Here is a 19,482-nt window from a genome sequence, read left to right as displayed (position 1 = left end):
TCACATCCGGTTCCTGTCAGCAATCGGGGCGCCGTCTCGTTCAAGGGGTCCGCGAACGAGATGGGAGCAACGCCATGAAGCACCGCATCGTCGTCCTCGGCGCCGGATACGCCGGGGCCTTCGCCGCCGGGAACCTGGCCCGTCGGCTCTCCCCCGCCGACACCGAGATCACCGTCGTCAACGCCGTGCCCGACTTCGTCGAGCGGATGCGGCTGCACCAGCTCGCGAGCGGCCAGGACCTGGCGTTCCGCAAGCTCGCCGACGTATTCGCGGGCACGGGGGTGCGGCTGCGCCTGGCGCGCGTCACCGGCGTCGACCCCGAGCGCAGGACCGTCGCCGTGACCGGTGAGGACGGTGACGGCGAACTCGCGTACGACACGCTTCTCTACGCACTCGGCAGCTCGGTCGCCCACCACGGCGTCCCCGGCGTGGCCGAGTACGCCTTCGATGTGACCGGCAGGTCCTCGGCGCTGCGTCTGCGCGAGCGTCTGGCCGGCCTGGGCGGGGGCGGCACCGTGCTGGTCGTCGGTGAGGGGCTGACCGGCATCGAGACCGCCACCGAGTTCGCCGAGTCCCGGCCCGACCTCTCGGTGGCGCTCGCCGCCCGCGGTGAGCTGGGCGCCTGGCTCTCCCCGAAGGCCCGCCGCCACCTGCGCCGGGCCTTCGACCGGCTCGGCATCACCGTCCATGAGCACACCGGCATCGACGCCGTCGAGCCGACACGGGCGATCGCCGCCGACGGCAGGTCCATCCCGGCCGACGTGACCGTGTGGTCGGCCGGGTTCGCCGTGCACCCCATCGCGGCCGCGAGCGGCCTGGAGGTCGCCGAGACCGGCCAGATCGTCGTCGACCGCACCATGCGCTCGGTCTCGCACCCGGACGTCTACGCCGCCGGTGACTGCGCCTACGCGATCGGCGAGAACGGCAGGCCGCTGCCGATGTCCTGCGCCTCGGCCGGCTTCACCAACATGCAGGCGACCGCCGCGATCATCGCGCGCCTGACGGGCGGCGAGATCCCGACCGTCGGGCTGAAGTACTACGGCAACCACATCAGCCTCGGGCGGCGGGACGCGATCTTCCAGATGGTGGACGGGGACGCCCGGTCGAAGCCCTGGTACCTGGGCGGCCGGAGTGCCGCGCGGCTCAAGGCGGGCATCCTCAAGGGAGCCGAGTGGGGCATCGCCTACCCGACCTTCGGCATGCCGAAGCGCAGGCGCCGCCTGGCCACCGCACCGGACCCGGCCGGTGTACGGGTCGCCGCATAGCCTGTTCCGCATGGACAGCGTCGCCATCGATCGGTTCGAGGCCGGCCGGGGCCGGCTGGCCTCGCTCGCGTACCGTCTGCTCGGCTCGGCGGCCGACGCCGAGGACGCCGTGCAGGACGCGTTCCTGCGCTGGCAGGCCGCGGACCGGGAACGTATCGAGGTGCCGGAGGCCTGGCTGACCAAGGTCGTCACCCATCTCTGCCTCGACCGGCTCCGCTCGGCGCGGGCACGCCACGAGCGCGCTGCCGGAGACTGGCTGCCCGAGCCGCTCCTCGAGGGCGACCCCATGCTCGGCCCCGCCGACACCTTCGAGCAGCGTGAATCCGTGTCCCTGGCCGTACTGACCCTCATGGAGCGCCTCGCGCCGGTCGAGCGGGCCGTCTACGTCCTGCGTGAGGCCTTCTCGTACAGCCACGCCGAGATCGCCGGGATCCTCGACATCACCGAGTCCGCGAGCCAGCAGCATGCCCACCGGGCCCGACGCCGGGTCGCCGCCGAGCGCCGCGGCGGCGACGAGGTGGACCCCGCGTCCGCGCGCCGGGTCGTCGAGGAGTTCCTCGCCGCCGCCACGTCGGGGCGCACCGAACGGCTGGTGGCGCTGCTCACCGCCGACGTGACGATGGTCTCGGACGGCGCCGGACTGGCCAGGCGGCTGCTGCGGTACGACACGCCCGAGCGGGTCGCCTCCTATGTGCGGGCCGGCTTCAAGCCCACGCCGGCGAAGCGGCGGCTGGCCGGCGGCTCGCCCGCGCTCCACATCGCGCTGGTCAACGGCTCCCCGGCCGTCCTCGCCGTGGTCGAGGACCGGGTCGTGGGAGCCGTGGCGTTCGAGGTCAGCGACGGCAAGGTCGCGTCGCTGCGCGGCATCGCCGCGGCGGACCGGCTCACGCGCGTCAACGAGGCCTGGCGGCGGCACGAGCCCGACGCGCCGGTCATCGACGCGTGGTGACCGTGAACCACCGGAATCCAGTGACGTGGAAGTGACGTAGAGGGGCCAGGCCACGGCGACGTAAGCGTTCCGTCATCTTTCGCGGGGTTCATGACACCTTCCCGGCCCGTTGAATGGGGAGCGACCGGAAATCCTCTGGAGACGGGGCGGGCGGGCATGGGACGCGTGCGGAAGGTGCTGGGCAGGCCGTTGGCCATCGGCGTACTGGTGATGGCGGTCGTCGGCGCCGGTCTCGGGCTGTACTGGTTCCAGCCGTGGAAGCTGTGGCAGGACGAGACGGTCCGGGAGGCGCTGCCCGGGGCCACGGGGACGTCCGCTCCTCCCACGACGGTGCCGTCCCCGTCGGCGTCCCCGGCATCCGGGCCGCGGACGCTGGCGAGCGGGCAGTTGATCAGCCATGAGCACGCCACCTCGGGCACGGTGAGGCTCGTACGGCTCGCCGACGGCTCCCACGTCGTACGGCTGGAGAACCTCGACACCAGCAACGGCCCGGACCTGCGCGTGTGGCTGAGCGACGCGCCGGTGAAGGAGGGCACGGCCGGCTGGCGCGTCTTCGACGACGGCGAGTACGTCAGCCTCGGCAGGCTCAAGGGCAACAAGGGAAGCCAGAACTACACCGTGCCCGCCGACGTCGACCTTTCCCGCTACACCAGCGTCAGCATCTGGTGCGACCGCTTCGACGTGTCCTTCGGCGCCGCCCGGCTCGCCCGCACCTGACGGCGGTCCGGGCGCATGATGCCGCGCGCCCGTCGACCCTTTCCGTAGCCGCAGGTGAGCGCCGACCGGGCGGTATTCGGGCGCGCTGCGCGTCGCCTACCGGACGGGCGGCCATCGATGAGCGACGCTGTGGGCGCTCCATGCGTTCCGCTTTCGGGTGGACCGCCCACCCCTTCATCGAGGTGCGCCGACGGAGAGTGGCGATTCGGCAGTTCAGATGATCCTTCCGCGACGATCAACCGTTCGACGGCGTCTTGCGCATCACGTGTTCACGCGTGGTCGGATCGGTCCAAGGGTCAGAACGGCGCGCACTGCGCACCTCATCCACACGGCCGGGTAACTCCGGCGGACATGAGGATCGAGAGTCACGTGAACATTCCCCCTACGGCGCGCCGGGGCAAGGCCCCTCTGGCACTGACGGCGGCGCTGCTGCTGGCCGTGAGCGCGTGCGGCGGCGATTCCGACGCGAGTTCGAACAGCGGCAGCGGCAGCGAGGACCTGTCCGGCTCGGTCCGGGTGGACGGCTCCAGCACGGTGGCCCCCTTGACCACGGCGGCGGCGGAGATCTTCGCCGAGGAACAGCCCAGGGTCCGGGTCACCGTGGGTACGTCGGGCACCGGCGGTGGCTTCGAGAAGTTCTGCAACGGCGAGACCGACATCTCCGACGCCTCCCGGCCCATCGACGACGAGGAGAAGAAGGCCTGCGACAGCAAGGGCGTCGAGTACAGAGAGTTCGTGGTCGCCAACGACGCGCTGACCGTCGTCGTCCCCAAGTCGAACGACTGGGTGGAGTGTCTGACCACCCGGCAGCTGAAGCAGATCTGGGACGAGGGTTCCCAGGTCGACAACTGGAACGAGATCGACCCGAAGTTCCCCGACGAGCCGCTGAAGCTCTTCGGACCCGGCACGGACTCGGGCACCTTCGACTACTTCACCGACGAGATCAACGGTGAGGAGGGCAGGTCCCGCACCGACTACAGCCCCAGCGAGGACGACAACGTGATCGTCCAGGGCGTCGCCGGGTCCCCGGGCGGCCTCGGCTACTTCGGCTTCACGTACTACGAGGAGAACACCGACAAGCTGAAGGCGCTGAAGATCGACAGCGGCGGGGGCTGTGTCGCGCCGAGCGTCAAGGCCGCGCAGGATGGGACGTACACGCCGTTGGCCCGTCCGCTGTACCTCTACCCGTCGGTCGAGGCGGCCGGGCGGCCCGAGGTGATGGGCTTCCTCGAGTTCTACGTCGACAACCACAAGAGCATCGCCGAGGACGCCCAGTTCATTCCCCTCAACTCCGAGCAGGAGAGCAGGCTCAAGACCGCCCTCGACGACCTGAAGGCCGCAGCGGGATGATCTCCCCGACTCATCAGGCCCCCGGAGGGACCGTGGACCGGTCCCTCCGGCGGGCCAGGCCGCGTTACGCCGAACGGGTGATCCAGGGGCTGCTGCTGGTGGCCGCCCTCGTGTCCGTCGTCACCACGGTCGGCATCGTGGTCTCGCTGATCCCGCCCACCGTCGACTTCTTCGAACGGGTGAGCTTCGGCGAGTTCCTCGGCGGCACGGAGTGGACGGCACTGTTCAGCTCCCCGAGCTACGGCGTGCTGCCGTTGCTCGGCGCCACCATGCTGATCACCGTGATCGCGCTGGTCGTGGCCGTTCCGGTGGGCCTCGGCGCGGCGATCCACCTCAGCGAGTACGCCGACCGGCGCGTGCGGGCGTTCCTCAAGCCCACGCTGGAGGTGCTCGCCGGGGTGCCGACGGTCGTCTACGGCTTCTTCGCGCTCAACTTCGTCACCCCGCGCCTGAGGGAGTGGTGGCCGGGCGGGACGGGACCGGACTTCCAGAACGCCCTGTCCGCGGGCCTGGTGATGGGCGTCATGATCATCCCGACGATCGCCTCGCTGTCCGAGGACGCGATGTCCGCCGTGCCACAGTCGCTCAGGGACGGGGCGTACGCGCTCGGCTCGGGCAAGCGGGTCGTGTCCGTCCGTGTCGTCGTGCCGGCCGCGCTCTCCGGCATCGTCGCCGCCTGCGTCCTCGGTGTCTCCCGGGCCGTCGGCGAGACGATGATCGTCGCCATCGCGTCCGGCAACCAGGCCGTGCTCAGCTGGAACCCGCTGGACGCGATGCAGACCATGACGGGCTTCATCGCCCAGGCCGGCTCCGGTGACGTGCCGGTCCAGTCGTTCGAGTACAAGACCATCTTCGCCGTCGGCGCCCTGCTGTTCGTCATCACCTTCGTGATGAACCTCATCAGCATCCGCCTGGTGCGCAGGTACCGGGAGGTCTACGAATGACCGGCATCCGGGTCACCGAGCCGCCGGCGCCGGCCGCGCCCCGCAAGCTCTCCGGGCCACGCTTCCGGCCGGGGGAGACCGCCTTCCAGGTGCTGCTGCTGTGCTGTCTGGCGGTGGGGATCGTCTTCCTCGGCGTGCTCCTCACGTACATCGTCGTCGAGGCCTGGCCGCGTCTGGACTCCCGGCTGTGGGAGAACTTCCCGTCCATCCGCCGTCCCGAGCGGGCCGGCGCCCAGTCGGCGATCTTCGGCACGATCTGGGTGATCGCCTTCACCGCCCTGTTCTGCCTGCCCACGGGCATCATGGCGGCGATCTACCTGGAGGAGTACGCCAGACCGGACCGCTGGTACAACCGGCTGATCGAACTGAACATCCAGAACCTGGCCGCCGTGCCCTCGATCATCTACGGCATCCTCGGACTGGGCCTGCTGGCAAGAGAACTCGCCCTCGGCACCACGGTGCTGACGGCCTCGCTCACCCTGTCGCTGCTGGTGCTCCCCGTGGTCATCATCGCGTCGAGGGAGGCCATCAGGGCCGTACCGCAGTCGATCCGGCAGGCGTCCCTCGCGCTCGGCGCCACGCGGTGGCAGACGATCTGGCGCCAGATCCTTCCCGCCGCCATCCCGGGCATCGCGACCGGCTCGATCCTCGCGCTGTCCCGGGCGATCGGTGAGGCCGCGCCGCTGCTGCTGCTCGGCGCGGTGACCTATGTGGCGTTCAACCCGGAGGGCCTGGACAGCCTGTACACCGTGCTGCCCATCCAGATCTTCGGTTGGACCAGTCAGTCCCGCGAGGAGTTCCGCCACCTCGCCGCGGCCGCGATCGTCATCCTGATGGCCATTCTCCTGATCATGAACGCGGCCGCGATCTGGCTGCGCAACCGCTTCACTAAGCGCTGGTGATCCCATGACCGACGACATGACCGACGACATGACCGATGACATGACCGACGACAGCATCCCCTCCGGCTCTCACGACGAGGCCCGCTCCCTGGGCCTTTCGATCGGTGACCGCCGCCGTCCCGGCAGGCCCGTACCCTCCCTGGGCGATCCGGTGTTCCACGTCTCCGACCTGGACATCTGGTACGGCGACCACCAGGCCGTCCGTGATGTGAACCTGACCATCGGCCGTCGCCAGATCACCGCGATGATCGGCCCGTCCGGCTGCGGCAAGTCCACGGTGATCCGCTGCTTCAACCGGATGAACGACCTCATCCCCGGCGCCCGCGTCACCGGCAAGGTCGTCTACCTGGGGGAGAACCTCTACGACCCGGTGATCGACCCGATCGAGGTGCGCCGCCGTATCGGCATGGTCTTCCAGAAACCCAACCCGTTCCCCAAGTCGATCTACGACAACATCGCCTACGGGCCGCGGGTGAACGGCATGAAGGGCACCATGGACGACCTCGTCGAAGAGGCACTGACAGGCGCCGCGCTGTGGGACGAGGTCAAGGACAAGCTGAAGGCGAGCGCGCTGGCGCTGTCGGGCGGGCAGCAGCAGCGGCTGTGCATCGCGCGGGCCATCGCCGTCAAACCCGAGGTGATCCTGATGGACGAGCCCTGCTCGTCGCTCGACCCCATCGCCACCGCCCGCATCGAGGACCTGATGGCGGACCTGGCGACCGACTTCACCATCGTCATCGTCACCCACAACATGCAGCAGGCGGCCCGCATCTCCGACTACACCGCCTTCTACACCTCGGACATCGACGAACAGGGCGTACGACACGGCCGCCTGGTCGAGTACGACATCACCGAGAAGATCTTCGAGAACCCCGCCGACCAGCGCACGGAGGACTACATCACCGGCCGCTTCGGCTAGCGTGGGCCCGGCACTCGGGGCCACCCGTTGACGCCCGACAAGGCGTGCGACTCCTTCCTGACCAACGTCCACATGCCGCAGAGTTACGAACTGCGGCTCACCTCCGCCTTCACCGGGGCACCAACGTCATGTTCCCTTCCGCCCGCACCCTGTGGGACGCCCTGTCGGGGCTGACGCCGTGACCGCACGCTGGAAGAGCCTGCCCAGCGCCGTCATCCCGGACGTGGTCGAGGCCGAGCCGCTCGCCGGCGGCGCGGTGAACGACGTCTGGCGGCTGACCCTCGCCGACGGGACGGCGTACGTCCTGAAGGGATCCCTCGACGCGCCGGCGGACCTGTTCCCGCTGGAGGCGGCCGGCCTCGGGGTGCTCCATGAGCGGGCGGGCATCCGGACTCCCCGGGTGTTCGAGGTGAGTGCGCACCACGTCCTCATGGAGGCGCTGCGACCACGGCCCGACACCGACGCGTTCTGGGAGGCGGCGGGCCGGGCCTTCGCCGCACTGCACGCGGTGCGCGGCGACCGGTTCGGCTGGGACACCGACGGACGGCTGGGCCTGCTTCCCCAGGAGAACGGCTGGGCCGACGACGGCCACGCGTTCTTCGCCGAGCACCGTATCCGCCGCTACCTGCGCGAACCCAAGGTCCGCCGCGCCCTCGAACCGGCGGACCTGGCGGGCCTGGAGCGGATCTGCGAGCGCCTTCCGCGGCTCGTCCCGGCGGCCCCGAGCGTGCTCAACCACGGCGACCTCTGGCGCGCCAACATCGTCGCGGACCCGGCCGGCGAACCCGTGTTCCTCGACCCGGCGGTGTGCTGGGCGTGGGCCGAGTCCGACCTCAGCATGACGTACTGCTGCGACCCTCCGCCGGACCGCTTCTTCCGCGCCTACGAGGAGATCTCCCCCCTGGCCGACGGCTGGCGGGACCGCATGCCGCTTCTGCATCTGCGCGAACACCTCAGTGTGCTGGCCCACTTCGGCTCGTACGGCGACACCGTGGCGCGCGTCCGGGACGTCGTCCGTACCTTCTCCTGAATTCCAGGGGCTTCGGCCCCGGCCGCCTCGTCCGCGCACTCCAGGACCACCTCTCCGGTACGCCCGGCGCGGCCCAGGACACCGACACCTGGTGGTCCGCTCCAGGCTGCGGCTGCTCTTCGTCCCGCCCGAGCAGGCCGCCCATGAGGCCGCGCGGGGCCTGGAGTTCCCGGCCCGGGTGCGGGAGACCGAGACCCGGCTGCTGGAACAGGTGGTGCGGACCGTCGGGTTCGGGTGACGAGAAGCGCACCCGCGCACTCAGCTCCGTTCGCGTTGTGGACGTCTTTCCTCCGGGACGGCGCGGCCGAGGGCGGTGCGATGCCGTCTCGGTCGTACGGATTTCCGCTCGGCCTGTAATAACTCGGCTGTCACGCGCATTCCTCGGTGACAGAGCCGATACGAGGAGACGGCGCGTGACCCAAGCACAACGCTTCCGGGATGTCTACGAGGAGTGCTATCCGCGCGTACTCGCCTATGCCACGAGCCAGGTGGGACGGCAGGTCGGTGAGGACATCACCAGCGAGACCTTCACCGTCGCGTGGCGGCGGATGCGGGACGTTCCGCAGCCCGCGCTGCCCTGGCTCCTCGGCGTGGCCCGCAACCTGGTGCGGGAGCTGCGTCGCCGGGACAGCCACCAGTACGCCCTCGCCGCACAGGAGGCACAGCGCATCATCACCGGCGCCCGGACCGAGGCGCAGGACGTGGCCACGGGCGTGACCGACCGGGAGGCGGCGCTCCAGGCCCTGGCGAGCCTGTCCGGCGCCGACCGGGAACTGCTGACCCTGATCGCCTGGCACGGGCTGAGCCCCAAGCAGGCCGCACGCGTCCTGGGCTGCACCACCGCGACCCTGACCGTCCGGCTGCACCGGGCCCGCCGCCGGCTGGAACGGGCCGTGGAGGCCGCGTCCGTACCCCCCGCACCGGCAGTGCGCCGCACTGATGGCCGCACCGACCGCGAAGGAGCACTCACATGAGCAGGAAGAAGACATACGGAGGGGCCGCGCGGCGGCGCGACGTCATGGAGACGCTCGCGGACGCCCGGCCCGCCGAGCTGGACCCGTCCCTGTTGGCGGGCTCCCGGCGGCAGCGCGAGGACCTGGCCCGGATCACGGCCGCCACGCGGGAGAGGCCCATGGGCGGCCCCCTGGCATGGCTGCGTCCCCGGCTCCTGCCGCTCGGGGCCGTCGCGACCGTCGCGGCGTCCGCGATCGTGGCGGGCACCCTCGTCCAGCAGGACTCCCGCGGAACCACCGGCGCACAGCCGGGCAACCGCCCGCCGTCGGCCACCGCCACGCGGCTGGACGGCCGTATGGAACTGCTCGGCGCGGCGAAGGCGGCGGAGGCTTCGGCCGCCGAGGGAACGTACTGGCAGGTGACCACGCGGTCGGAGAACGTGGACGTCGTCGGTGAGCCGGGACGGCGCTTCGCCGTGCGGAGCACCGAGACGCAGGAGTGGTCGGTGGGTGTGCGCCCGGGAACCCGGAGCCTGATGGTCACCGGCCTGGACGCCGGGACCGAGCCCCGCACCCCGGCGGACGAGGCACGCTGGCGGGCCGCCGGCTCACCGCGGCAGGTGGAGAGCCCGGCAGACACCGAAGGCCGGATGAGGGTCGCGATCACGATCGGAGCCCCCGGGCGGCCCACGGTCATGCGCACCGACAGCGACAACAAGATCTACGCCCTCGGCCCGGACAACGTCTCCTACCAGGATGTGCGGAAACTGCCCACCGACAGCGCGCGGTTGCGCCAACAGTTCGAGCGGCTGTACGAGCGGGACAGCGGCTCCGAGATCAGCGGCGACCGTACGGCCTGGATGCTGCGCCAGGCGGCCAACGTCATCACCATGCCGGTGAAGCCCGGCACCCGTGCCGCCGCGTACCGCCTGCTCGCGGACCTGCCGGGCATCCGCGTCCAGGGCTCCGTCACCGACCCGCTGGGCCGCGAGGGCATCGGCATCACGCTCCCCGACCACGCGGAGACCCCGCTGGGGAGTGTGGAGCAGCGGCTGGTCGTGGACCCGTCCACCGGCGCGCTCCTCGCCGAGCTCGTCGTCCTGGCCGAACCGTCGGCCGCCGCGCGGGAGGCGGGGCTGGACGCGGGCACGACGGTGTCCTCCTCGGCGACCACCCGGATGGAGTGGGCGCAGCGGCAGATCACCGTGCCGGAGAACGCCCGGCACTGAAGTCCCCCGTGACGGGCCCGGCACGGCCGGGCCCGTCACGGAAACACCACCGCTGGAAACACCCCCTGGAAACACACCCCTAGAAGGAGCGACTCGATGAGAACCCCCGCACAAGGCTCCACTTCACGCGGCATCCGCGTGGCCACCGCACTCGCGGCCTGCGCCCTCGCCCTCATCCCGTGGGCGGCCCAGGCGCAGACCGGGACGAAAACCCAGGCGCAGACCGGGACGGCGGCCCAGGCCGCGACGAAGGCACGGGCCCAGACGCCCTGGAAGCTCGCGTTACCGCTCTCCGAGGCGGCTTCGATCGACTTCATGGATGTCGACGCGAGGAACAGGACCGACGCCTGGGCGGTCGGCAGGAAGACGGATGACTCCTTCTCGGCGGTCCCGCTGGCCAAACGCTGGGACGGCAAGCGGTGGAGCGACGTCCGGCTCGCGGCGACCGGAGGCAGGCCCGCGCAGTTGGAGGCGGTGGCCGCCTCCGGCCCCGACGACGTCTGGGCCGCCGGGACATACACCGACGTGGAGATCCCCTCCGCCGCCTCGGCCCGGCTGCCGGACCGCCTCGCGGACCGTCTGCCCGACTCCCCGTCGGCCCGGTCCCGCGACGGCGCCGCGCGTCCCGCGACGGCCAGCCCGATCGTGCTCCAGCACTGGGACGGCACCCGATGGAAGCAGGTGCAGCGTCCGGCACCCGCCGAGGGCTGGATCCGCTTCATCGGTGAACTGACCTCGGTGGGCCGGGACTCCGTATGGCTGACCACCGTGGACTGGAACCCGGTGACCGGCGCGTACACCGGTCAACTGGAGCAGTGGGACGGCCGCACATGGCGGCGGACGGCCCTTCCTCCGGCGCCGGACGGCAGCCCGGTGGAGCCCTGGGACATCACCGGCACCGGCCCCGACGACGTATGGGTCACCGCCGAGTCCGGCACCGACGGCACCGCGACGCCCCTGCTCTACCACTTCGACGGCCGGCGCTGGACGGTGGACACCATCCCCGTCCCGGACGAGTACGACGCCGGCTGGGTGGCCAACCGCATCGTGACGACGAAGCGCGGCACGGTCCATGTGTTCGGCAAGACCAACGACCCCGGGGTGCCCGGCGCGCTGCTCGCCGCGCGATGGGACGGCCGCACATGGCAGCCGGTCCCCACGCCCGACATCGAAGAGGTGAACGCCGCGGGCGTGGACGGCTCGGGAGCGGTGTGGATCGCGGGCTGGCCCGCGGGCGGCAACCACGCGGTGCTCTCCCGCTGGGACGGCGCCTCCTGGACCGAGGAGGAACTTCCGGAGGAGATCTCCACCACCGTGGGCAGTTCACTCCTCGGCGTCGACGGCGTTCCCGGCACGCGCGCCGTACTGGCCGCGGGAAACGTCGCCTGTGACAGCACGACGGGCGCGTGCGGTCTGGTGGTCTCGCGCGGGATCGGCTGACGGCGAGTGGTTTCGCGCGGGACCGGCTGACAGCGAGCTGATCGGCTGTGGGGGCTGCCCGGCACGCTGACCGGGCGTCACCGAGTGCGCGACGGGCCGGTCTGGCACTCGGCGGCGTCGCCTCGCTGGCCACCGTCACGCTGGTCGCCTGGGCGGGTGCCGCACCCGCCCAGGCGTAGGTCCTCGGGTTGAACGCGCACTCCGCGTCGGCCGTTGTGTCCACCGAGCGGGCATCCCTGCCCTCGACGGACGACCCCAGCTCGTGGATCGATGAGTTCTTCAAGCCCGGTAAGCACCACAAGCACGACGGCACGCCTGTGCCGCCGAACGGCGGTGACGGCTGCTTCGAGATCGACACCGTTCTTCAGGAGGGTGGCAACGCCTTCTACGCGGCGACCGCGGAGGGCCAGACGTTCGTCGGAGAGGACGAGGGTCCCGAGACGAACATCTACTGGCGGAACCTCTCGGGCGAGCCCGGCTACCCCGGTAACGCCTGTGGGGTGTCCATCGACGTCCAGGACCCCGACATCAACGTCGACATCATCACCACGGAAGGCGAGGTGTTCGGCATCGTCTGCACCCGCGAGATGGGCGACGAAATCGGTGACTGCGGCAGCTGGACGGACCGCGGGGCGGACCTCCCGTAAACCGGTGGCGGATGCCCACCGGAAAACGCTCCTGACTCCCTCGAGAGCGTGAAAGCGATTGCCGTGCCCCGCCTTTGGCCGGGCACGGCAATCCTGCGTTCGGCCGCCGTTCCCTGGGGCTCCGAAAGGCAACGTCCACATCGTGGAACGGTTGCCGTATCCGCCGGTCAAGCACCCGGGTGCGGTGCCGTCTTGACACGCTGGGGAGGCGCGAGTAAGGCTTGATATTTGTAGGAGTTCGGGCGAACGCCCGATACTCGGAGTGGGTGTATACCCCCCTACCCCGTACCGGGGATCAAACGACCGATGCACTTCTCGTGGCATCCGCGTTCCGCGCCCATCGTTCATCGGGCGGTGCATTCACTGCCGATTCCGCCAGAGGTTCTGATGGGCAATCAGGTGGTTTCCTGAGGCCCACATGACTTCCGTCATTCAGGGGCGCGGCACAGCGTCTCCCGACGGTGGTGAATCCCACGGTCGAAAAGGCAATACGAGGAAGACAGGGAGAGCCTCATGAGCCTCCGCAAGATTGTCCGGGCCTGGGAGGACCCGAAGTACCGTGACAGCCTGAGCGGCCCGGAGCTGGCCGACCTGCCGGACAACCCGGCGGGCGTCATAGAGCTCACCGATGCCGAGCTGGGGCAGGTTCTGGGCGGCGCCCAGAGCGGAAACAGCTTCGGCTGTAACACGAAGACCTGCGTCTCGACTCGCGGCAACTCGGCAAACCCCTGCCGCAACTGCTGACGGCGAAGTGCCGGGGGGAGAACCGCCGCCGAGGCACGTACGGCGACGAGGCGAAGCCCTGACGCCGGAGGTCAGGAATCGACGCAACGAGGAACCAACGCAACTAGGCGAAGGCTGCTAGGCGCTGTCCAGCAGCCCTCGCCGAGTTGGCTGAGCAGAGGGGGAAAATCGAGGGGACGGCCAGGACATGAGAGCGGAAGAGGTGTGGCAGGCTCCCGAGTGGTACCGGGCCTTTTCCCTCCTCGAACGCGATGGCACACGGAGCGCCCGCCCGACGGAGATGTCCTTCGGCGCGGACCTTTTTCTTGAAGAAGCGTCAGGTCGTCTGGAAGACTGGAAGAGTCAGACGCCCTTCGGGCGGCGGCCGTTGTTCGCTCAGCGGCTGGCTCTGGACTCTCTCTCGGAAAGTGATCTGCTGGCTCTGCTGGCGGAGCCCGCGGAAAGTCTGAAGGCCCGCATCCAGGCCACCCCCGACTGGCTGGTTACTCTCCGGCAAGCGTTCGCGCATCCCGATCCCTCCGACGATTTGGCGCCTCTGCTGGAGAGGACCGAGGCCGATCACCCCCTCGCTGGAAGCCTGTTGGCGATCAGCCCTCTTCTGGGACACTTTTGCGATCGTCTCCGGGAAAGGGTCCGTGGACTGCGCGGAGAATCCGAGTTCCTTCCCTTCGAAACGAAAATGCTCCCAGGCGTGTTCCTGGCCAATCTCGCACCCCTCATCCTCTTCCAGCTCAGCAAACCGCTCCTGCTCGAGTTGCATATCGCCCGCTTGGAAGGACACTTGAGAGGCGAGACAGCGGAGGAACGCTTCGAAGACTTCATCCGGCGACTTCGGCAGGAAGGCTCGATCGTGGCCCTTCTCGCCAAGTACCCCGTGCTCGCACGCCAACTGGTGCTCACGACGGAACAGTGGGCCGACTACCTGTACGAGTTCCTGACGCATCTGTGCGCGGACTGGCAGTCCATCCGCACGACCTTCGCCCCGGGCGGCGATCCTGGACCGCTGGTCGACGTGGAGGCCGAAAAGGGCGACCGGCATCGCCGGGGCCGCAGTGTGCTGCTGCTGCGGTTCGGTTCGGGGATGAAGCTGCTGTACAAGCCGAGGTCGCTGGGTGTGGACGCGCACTTCCAGGAGTTGCTGTCGTGGTTGAACCACCGGGGGGCTGAGCCCGGTCTGCGGCCGCTGAAGGTGGTCGACCGCGGCGACCACGGCTGGTCGGAGTTCGTCGACGCGGCCCCCTGCACCTGCGAGGAGGAGGTCGTGCGTTTCTACGAGCGTCAGGGAAGCTACCTGGCGCTGTTGTACGTCCTGGACGCCGCCGACCTGCACAACGAGAACCTGCTCGCTGCCGGTGAGTATCCGATGCTCGTGGACCTGGAAGCCCTGTTCCACCCTCACGTCCACGCCGAGGAACCGGCCCTCGTGAACCTTGGCGTGGGAGAGCTGGATCGTTCCGTGTGGCAGGTCGGGTTGTTGCCGCGGCGCGTGTGGTCCGACCGGGACTCCATCGGCGTGGACATGAGCGGCCTGGGCGGGCAACCGGGGCAGACGAACCCGCATCGGCTTGTCAGCTGGGAAAGACTGGGGACGGATGAGATGCGGGTGGGCCGACGGCGTGCCGAGCTACCCGTGAGCGAGAACCGGCCCCGTCTGGGTGACCAGGACGTCGAGGTCTTGAAGTACCAGGACGCCGTCCTCGCGGGTTTCACCGGAATGTACCGTCTGATCTGCGAGAACAAGGCGGCTCTGCTGGCGGAACAGCTCCCGCGCTTCGCATGTGACGAGACACGCGTCGTCCTCCGCTCGACGAACGTGTACGGCCTCCTGTGGTACGAGAGCTTCCATCCGGATCTGCTGCGTGACGCGCTCGAACGTGATCGCTTCTTCGACCACCTGTGGATCGAGGCGGCACAGCGTCCCGGTCTCGTTCCCCTCATCCCGGTGGAGCGGCGGGATCTGTGGCACGGTGACATCCCGCTGTTCCACACCAGCCCGGGCAGTCGGGCGGTCCTCACCGCGGAGGGGGAGCGTTTCGAGGACTTCCTCGACGCGCCCAGCCTCGATCTGGTGCGGCAACGAGTGGAACGGCTCGGTGATGACGACCTGGCCAAGCAGAGCTGGATCATCAAGGCGTCGCTGGCCACGCTGCTGATGGATTCCGAGGACAGGATCAGCCGGCCGGCACAGGCTCCGTCGGTGAGCCGGCCTTCCCTGGCGCCCCGGCGGGTGGCGCGCGAACAGTTGCTGGCACTGGCGAGGTCCGTCGGGAGGCGTCTCGACGAGCTGTCTCTGCGGAACGAAGCCGGACAGAACCAGGGCGGACAGAACGAAGGCGGACAGAACGAAGGCGGACAGAACGAAGGCGGCGCGTACTGGCTCGGCGTGGGCCCTCTGGACGAATCGACCTGGGGCCTCTTCCCTTCGGGCAGCGACCTCTATTCCGGGACCAGCGGAATCGCACTCTTCCTGGGCCACCTCGGGGCGATCACCGGCGAGCCCTCCGCCACGCTCCTCGCACGCCGGGCACTGACATCGGCGCGCACCCAAGCGCGGGAGTGGCTCCGGGAGCAGCCGGATACGAGCGGATCTCCTCCGCCGGTCGGAGCGTTCGACGGCCTGGCCTCGGTCGTGTACGCCCTCACCAGCCTGGGCGTCCTGTGGGCGGAGCGGGACCTCCTCGACGAGGCGGCCGAACTGGTCGAGAGACTGCCACCCCTCATCTCCAGGGACCTGTCGCTGGATGTCGTCCACGGTTCGGCCGGGTGCCTCCTCGTGCTGCTCAGCCTGCACACGGTCCGTCCCTCCCCACGGACCTTGGACGTGGCGATCCGCTGCGGCGAGCGGCTCCTGGCCACGGCGCAGCCCGTGCATCGAGGGATCGCCTGGACCACGCTCGACGACCAACCGCCGCTGGGCGGGTTCTCGCACGGCACCGCCGGCATCACGTTGAGCCTTCTGCGGTTGGCCGCCCGCAGCGGCGACAACCGCTTTCACCAGGCTGCCCTCAGCGCTCTCGACTACGACCGCAGCCTCTTCGTCCCCGACCTGAACAACTGGGCCGACCTGCGTGTCTTCCCACCCCGGAGCATCGAGGCCGACCCGTTCGACCCGGCCGCCGGGCCACCTCGAAAGAGCATGGTGGCCTGGTGCCACGGCGCCCCGGGGATCGGCCTGGCACGCCTCGCCGCCCTGGATCTGCTGGCCGACGCGACGGTACGGGAGGAGATCGACATCGCCCTGAGCGCCACGGAACAGTACGGCTTCGACATGGGCCACTCGCTCTGTCACGGCGCGCTCGGCAACCTCGAGCTTCTCCTGACGGCAACGCGGATCCTCGACAGATCCGAAGACCATGACGCTCTGGAACGAGCGACGGCGTCGGTCGTGGCGAGTATCGAGGCCGATGGCTTCCTGACGGGAGTGCCGCTCGGGGTGGAGACGCCCGGACTCATGACCGGACTGGCGGGGATCGGGTACGAGCTGCTCAGACTGGCCGAGCCCGACAAGGTGCCGTCCCTTCTTCTCCTGGCTCCTCCACGGTGGCAGGCCCAGAGCTGAGAGAAAGGATCATCGGCCGTGGCCCAACGTGTGATCTTCCGGGAGACCGCCGTCCAGGCCTACCAGCGAGGTACGGCGAAGGACATCGTGCCCCGCCTCACGCGGCGGCCGGTCATCGTCTGCCTCTGGCTGCTGCTGGCCGTGCTGATCGCCACCGCGGCAGTGGCCTGGTCCGTACGGGTCCCGGCCTACGTCGGCGCCCAGGGCACGATCCTCTCGGACGGCGCCCGGGCCGGACCCGGCGGCGGAACGACGGATGCCGCACTGTTCCTGCCGGCCGATCAATCCGCGCACGTGCGCGCCGGCCAGCCGGTCCACGCCCGGATCGGCTCCTCGGACCTGCCCGCGTCAGGTGCTGTCAGCAGGGTCGAGCCCGGCATGATCGGCCCGGACACGGCACGAGCCGAGTATGGATTCGAGCCCGCGGCCGGCACCGTTCGGCAGCCCTGGACCGTCGTGATCGTACGGCTCGAACAGTCGCTGCCGCCGGCCGCCTACGACGGGAGCTCGCTGACCGCCCGGGTCGAGGCCGGGTCACAGCGGCTTCTGACGCTCTTCCCCGGACTGGGCTCGTCCGCCGGCGGTGCCTCGTGATCAACCCGTTCTCCTGGCTCGGCAACCACCGATCGCCGACCCGCAAGAGGCACCGCAGGAGGGTTCCCGACGTCAGACAGCTGAGCGAGATGGAATGCGGCCTCGCCTGCCTGACGATGATCCTCAACTACTTCGGCTCCGGGACCTCCTTGGCGGAGCTGCGGGCGCGCGTCGGCGTCGGCCGCGACGGCCTCTCCGCACTGGAGATCGTCAAGACCGCCCGCGACCACGGCATGCGGGTCAGGACGCTCTCGCTGCCACGGAACGATCTCCGTTTCGTCCGCCTCCCCGCGATCGTCCACTGGGAGTTCACACACTTCCTCGTCGTCGAACGGTGGAAGAGCAAACACGTCGATGTGGTGGATCCCGCCAGGGGACGCTGCCGGCTGACGGAGGACGAGTTCGACGCCGGGTTCACCGGGGTGGTCATGCTCCTCGAACCGGGCGCCACGTTCGAGCGTCGTGCGGTCGCCCCGCCTCGCGCGACCTTCCGGGGGTACGTCGGGCAGTTCGTCCGGCAGTCGCCGGGAACCTCACTGCAACTGCTCGGGGTCTCCCTGCTGCTGATCCTGCTCGGGCTGGTCCTGCCGGTGCTGACCGCGGTGGTGCTGGACCAGGTCCTCCCCTACCGGATGAGCAACGTCCTGCCGGTCCTCGGGATCGGCATCGTCGCGACCTTTCTCGCCCAGACCGTCGCGACGCTGCTGCGGGAATGGCTGCTGGTGTTTCTCCGGGCCCGCATCGACGTGAGCATGATGCTCGGCTTCGTCGAGCACCTGCTCGCACTGCCCTACAAGTACTTCCAGCAGCGGTCGACCGGTGACCTGCTGGCCCGGGCGGCCAGCAACGCCATGCTGCGCGACCTGCTGAGCAACCAGCTCCTGTCCAGCGTCATGGACAGCGGGCTGGTGATGCTCTACCTGCTCCTCCTCTTCTGGCAGTCCCCGCCGTTCGGCCTGCTCACCCTGGGCGTCGGCATGCTGGGCGCCATCGTGCTCCTGCTCACCAAGGGCATGATCCGCACGTTGTCGGGCCGGGAGCTGACCGCGTTCGGAAAATCCCAGGGGTATCTGGGCGAGGCGATCGTCGGCATCGGCACGCTGAAGGCGGCCGGCGCCGAAGCACAGGCCTTCGACCGCTGGTCGAACCTGTTCTTCGACCACCTCAACATCTCGCTGCGCCACAACTACGTCTCCGGCACCGTGGCCTCGGTCCTGGGCTCACTGCCGCTCTTCGGACAGCTCGGGCTGCTGTGGGTGGGCGCCACTCAGGTCCTCGACGGATCGATCAGCATCGGCACGATGGTGGCCCTCCTGGCGCTGGCCGCCGCTTTCTTCGCCCCGCTCAGCACGCTCGTGGACAGCGCCCAGCAGTTCCAGCTCGTCGGTGCCAACCTCGACCGCATACGTGACGTGACCGAGGCCGACCCGGAGCAGCCGCGGCAGGTGTCCCGGCCGACGCCGCGGCTGTCGGGGCACCTGCGGCTGGACGGGGTCGGTTTCCGGTATGCGAAGGCGGCCCCCCAGGTACTGCATGACGTCGACCTGACCGCACGCCCCGGAGAGAGGATCGCGATCGTCGGCCTCTCCGGCTCGGGCAAGAGCACGCTGGGGAAACTGCTGCTCGGGCTGTACCTCCCCACACAGGGGGACATCTTCTACGACGGCGTCTCGCTGCGGAACGTCACCTGGCAGGAGCTGAGACGTCAGTTCGGCGTCGTCCTGCAGGAGAGCGCCCTGTTCAGCGGGTCGATACTGTCGAACATCGCGCTCAGTAACCCGTCGATCGAGCGCGCGCGAGTGGTCGAGGCCGCCGAGTTGGCCGCCATCCACGACGACATCATGGCCATGCCGATGCAGTACGACACCTTCGTCTCCGAGGGCGGGAGCGCCCTGTCCGGCGGTCAGCGACAGCGGCTGGCCATCGCACGGGCGATCGCGCACAGACCGGCCATCATCATGCTCGACGAGGCCACGAGTCATCTGGACGTCGAGACCGAGCGGAGAGTCGCGGAGAACCTGCGCACCCTGGCCTGCACCCAGATCATCATCGCCCATCGCCTGAGCACGATCCGCGACGCGGACGTCATCCTGGTGCTCGACCAGGGAACCATCGTGGAGCGGGGAAGCCACCACGACCTGCTTCGGCGAGCCGGTCACTACGCGAGACTCGTCCGCCAGCAACTCGAGTCGGGCGACGAGGCCCAGCCGCTCCCCGGTGCCCCTGACCACTGATGAACC

At 69.7% G+C, this 19,482-nt stretch carries 18 protein-coding genes; 17 read left to right on the top strand and 1 reads right to left on the bottom strand.

Annotation, left to right across the window (positions count from 1 at the left end; genetic code table 11):
- The first annotated feature begins 74 nt into the window (after positions 1–74).
- From JIX56_RS21925 to JIX56_RS21860, 14 genes are all read left to right on the top strand, one after another.
- Entirely contained in the window at positions 75–1,265 is a 1,191-nt protein-coding gene (locus JIX56_RS21925; protein WP_257542903.1) for an NAD(P)/FAD-dependent oxidoreductase, read from the top strand.
- A gap of 10 nt (positions 1,266–1,275) precedes the next feature.
- Positions 1,276–2,214 carry a sigma-70 family RNA polymerase sigma factor gene (locus tag JIX56_RS21920; protein ID WP_257542902.1) on the top strand — a complete coding sequence of 313 codons (939 nt, stop codon included), beginning with the start codon at positions 1,276–1,278 and terminating at the stop codon, positions 2,212–2,214.
- Positions 2,215–2,370: 156 nt separating this feature from the next.
- Entirely contained in the window at positions 2,371–2,931 is a 561-nt protein-coding gene (locus JIX56_RS21915) for a DM13 domain-containing protein (RefSeq protein WP_257542901.1), read from the top strand.
- A gap of 369 nt (positions 2,932–3,300) precedes the next feature.
- On the top strand, positions 3,301–4,281 hold the full coding sequence (locus JIX56_RS21910; RefSeq protein WP_257542900.1) for a PstS family phosphate ABC transporter substrate-binding protein: 981 nt from the start codon (positions 3,301–3,303) through the stop codon (positions 4,279–4,281).
- A 32-nt stretch (positions 4,282–4,313) separates the two neighbouring features.
- Positions 4,314–5,225, top strand: a complete 912-nt coding sequence (gene pstC, locus JIX56_RS21905) for a phosphate ABC transporter permease subunit PstC (protein ID WP_257542899.1) — start codon at positions 4,314–4,316, stop codon at positions 5,223–5,225.
- Complete coding sequence (pstA, locus tag JIX56_RS21900) at positions 5,222–6,127, top strand: phosphate ABC transporter permease PstA (RefSeq protein ID WP_257542898.1); 906 nt, start codon at positions 5,222–5,224, stop codon at positions 6,125–6,127. The genes pstC and pstA overlap by 4 nt, the downstream gene beginning before the upstream one ends.
- Positions 6,128–6,131: 4 nt before the next feature.
- On the top strand, positions 6,132–7,046 hold the full coding sequence (gene pstB, locus JIX56_RS21895; protein WP_257542897.1) for a phosphate ABC transporter ATP-binding protein PstB: 915 nt from the start codon (positions 6,132–6,134) through the stop codon (positions 7,044–7,046).
- Positions 7,047–7,224: 178 nt separating this feature from the next.
- Complete coding sequence (locus tag JIX56_RS21890; protein WP_257542896.1) at positions 7,225–8,076, top strand: fructosamine kinase family protein; 852 nt, start codon at positions 7,225–7,227, stop codon at positions 8,074–8,076.
- A 91-nt stretch (positions 8,077–8,167) separates the two neighbouring features.
- Positions 8,168–8,314, top strand: a complete 147-nt coding sequence (locus tag JIX56_RS21885) for a hypothetical protein (protein ID WP_257542895.1) — start codon at positions 8,168–8,170, stop codon at positions 8,312–8,314.
- A gap of 175 nt (positions 8,315–8,489) precedes the next feature.
- Entirely contained in the window at positions 8,490–9,050 is a 561-nt protein-coding gene (locus JIX56_RS21880; protein WP_257542894.1) for an RNA polymerase sigma factor, read from the top strand.
- Positions 9,047–10,258 (top strand): CU044_5270 family protein, encoded by a 1,212-nt coding sequence (locus JIX56_RS21875; protein ID WP_257542893.1) that lies wholly within the window; start codon positions 9,047–9,049, stop codon positions 10,256–10,258. The genes JIX56_RS21880 and JIX56_RS21875 overlap by 4 nt, the downstream gene beginning before the upstream one ends.
- A 96-nt stretch (positions 10,259–10,354) precedes the next feature.
- Entirely contained in the window at positions 10,355–11,698 is a 1,344-nt protein-coding gene (locus JIX56_RS21870; protein WP_257542892.1) for a hypothetical protein, read from the top strand.
- A gap of 188 nt (positions 11,699–11,886) precedes the next feature.
- Positions 11,887–12,345 carry a hypothetical protein gene (locus JIX56_RS21865; RefSeq protein WP_257542891.1) on the top strand — a complete coding sequence of 153 codons (459 nt, stop codon included), beginning with the start codon at positions 11,887–11,889 and terminating at the stop codon, positions 12,343–12,345.
- 513 nt (positions 12,346–12,858) lie between these two features.
- On the top strand, positions 12,859–13,089 hold the full coding sequence (locus JIX56_RS21860) for a mersacidin/lichenicidin family type 2 lantibiotic (protein WP_257542890.1): 231 nt from the start codon (positions 12,859–12,861) through the stop codon (positions 13,087–13,089).
- 316 nt (positions 13,090–13,405) lie between these two features.
- Here the strand turns inward: JIX56_RS21860 and JIX56_RS21855 are convergent, their stop codons facing one another.
- Complete coding sequence (locus JIX56_RS21855; protein WP_257551562.1) at positions 13,406–13,849, bottom strand: hypothetical protein; 444 nt, start codon at positions 13,847–13,849, stop codon at positions 13,406–13,408.
- Between JIX56_RS21855 and JIX56_RS21850 the strand changes: the two genes are divergently transcribed.
- Genes JIX56_RS21850 through JIX56_RS21840 form a run of 3 tightly spaced genes read left to right on the top strand, consistent with a single transcriptional unit; the run spans position 13,730 to position 19,476 of the window.
- A complete protein-coding gene (locus tag JIX56_RS21850) occupies positions 13,730–16,648 on the top strand; it encodes a type 2 lanthipeptide synthetase LanM family protein (RefSeq protein ID WP_257551014.1) in 2,919 nt (972 codons plus the stop codon). The genes JIX56_RS21855 and JIX56_RS21850 overlap by 120 nt on opposite strands.
- Before the next feature lie 18 nt (positions 16,649–16,666).
- Positions 16,667–17,242, top strand: a complete 576-nt coding sequence (locus JIX56_RS21845; RefSeq protein WP_257542889.1) for a hypothetical protein — start codon at positions 16,667–16,669, stop codon at positions 17,240–17,242.
- Positions 17,239–19,476, top strand: coding sequence for a peptidase domain-containing ABC transporter (locus tag JIX56_RS21840; RefSeq protein WP_257542888.1), 2,238 nt, complete (start codon positions 17,239–17,241; stop codon positions 19,474–19,476). The genes JIX56_RS21845 and JIX56_RS21840 overlap by 4 nt, the downstream gene beginning before the upstream one ends.
- The last annotated feature ends 6 nt before the right edge of the window (positions 19,477–19,482 follow it).

It is taken from the genome of Streptomyces sp. CA-210063, assembly GCF_024612015.1.
Classification (GTDB): Bacteria; Actinomycetota; Actinomycetes; order Streptomycetales; family Streptomycetaceae; genus Streptomyces.
The sequence above is the reverse complement of the archived record's forward strand: the minus strand, read 5'-3'. Positions and strand labels throughout refer to the sequence as shown.

What these genes read in the sequence shown, in the direction of transcription:
- JIX56_RS21870 (WP_257542892.1), top strand. Translation starts at nt 10,355, where the DNA reads ATGAGAACCCCCGCACAAGGCTCCACTTCACGCGGCATCCGCGTGGCC.
- JIX56_RS21925 (WP_257542903.1), top strand. Translation starts at nt 75, where the DNA reads ATGAAGCACCGCATCGTCGTCCTCGGCGCCGGATACGCCGGGGCCTTC.
- pstB (WP_257542897.1), top strand. Translation starts at nt 6,132, where the DNA reads ATGACCGACGACATGACCGACGACATGACCGATGACATGACCGACGAC.
- JIX56_RS21860 (WP_257542890.1), top strand. Translation starts at nt 12,859, where the DNA reads ATGAGCCTCCGCAAGATTGTCCGGGCCTGGGAGGACCCGAAGTACCGT.
- JIX56_RS21875 (WP_257542893.1), top strand. Translation starts at nt 9,047, where the DNA reads ATGAGCAGGAAGAAGACATACGGAGGGGCCGCGCGGCGGCGCGACGTC.
- JIX56_RS21855 (WP_257551562.1), bottom strand. Translation starts at nt 13,849, where the DNA reads ATGCAACTCGAGCAGGAGCGGTTTGCTGAGCTGGAAGAGGATGAGGGG.
- JIX56_RS21920 (WP_257542902.1), top strand. Translation starts at nt 1,276, where the DNA reads ATGGACAGCGTCGCCATCGATCGGTTCGAGGCCGGCCGGGGCCGGCTG.
- JIX56_RS21915 (WP_257542901.1), top strand. Translation starts at nt 2,371, where the DNA reads ATGGGACGCGTGCGGAAGGTGCTGGGCAGGCCGTTGGCCATCGGCGTA.
- pstA (WP_257542898.1), top strand. Translation starts at nt 5,222, where the DNA reads ATGACCGGCATCCGGGTCACCGAGCCGCCGGCGCCGGCCGCGCCCCGC.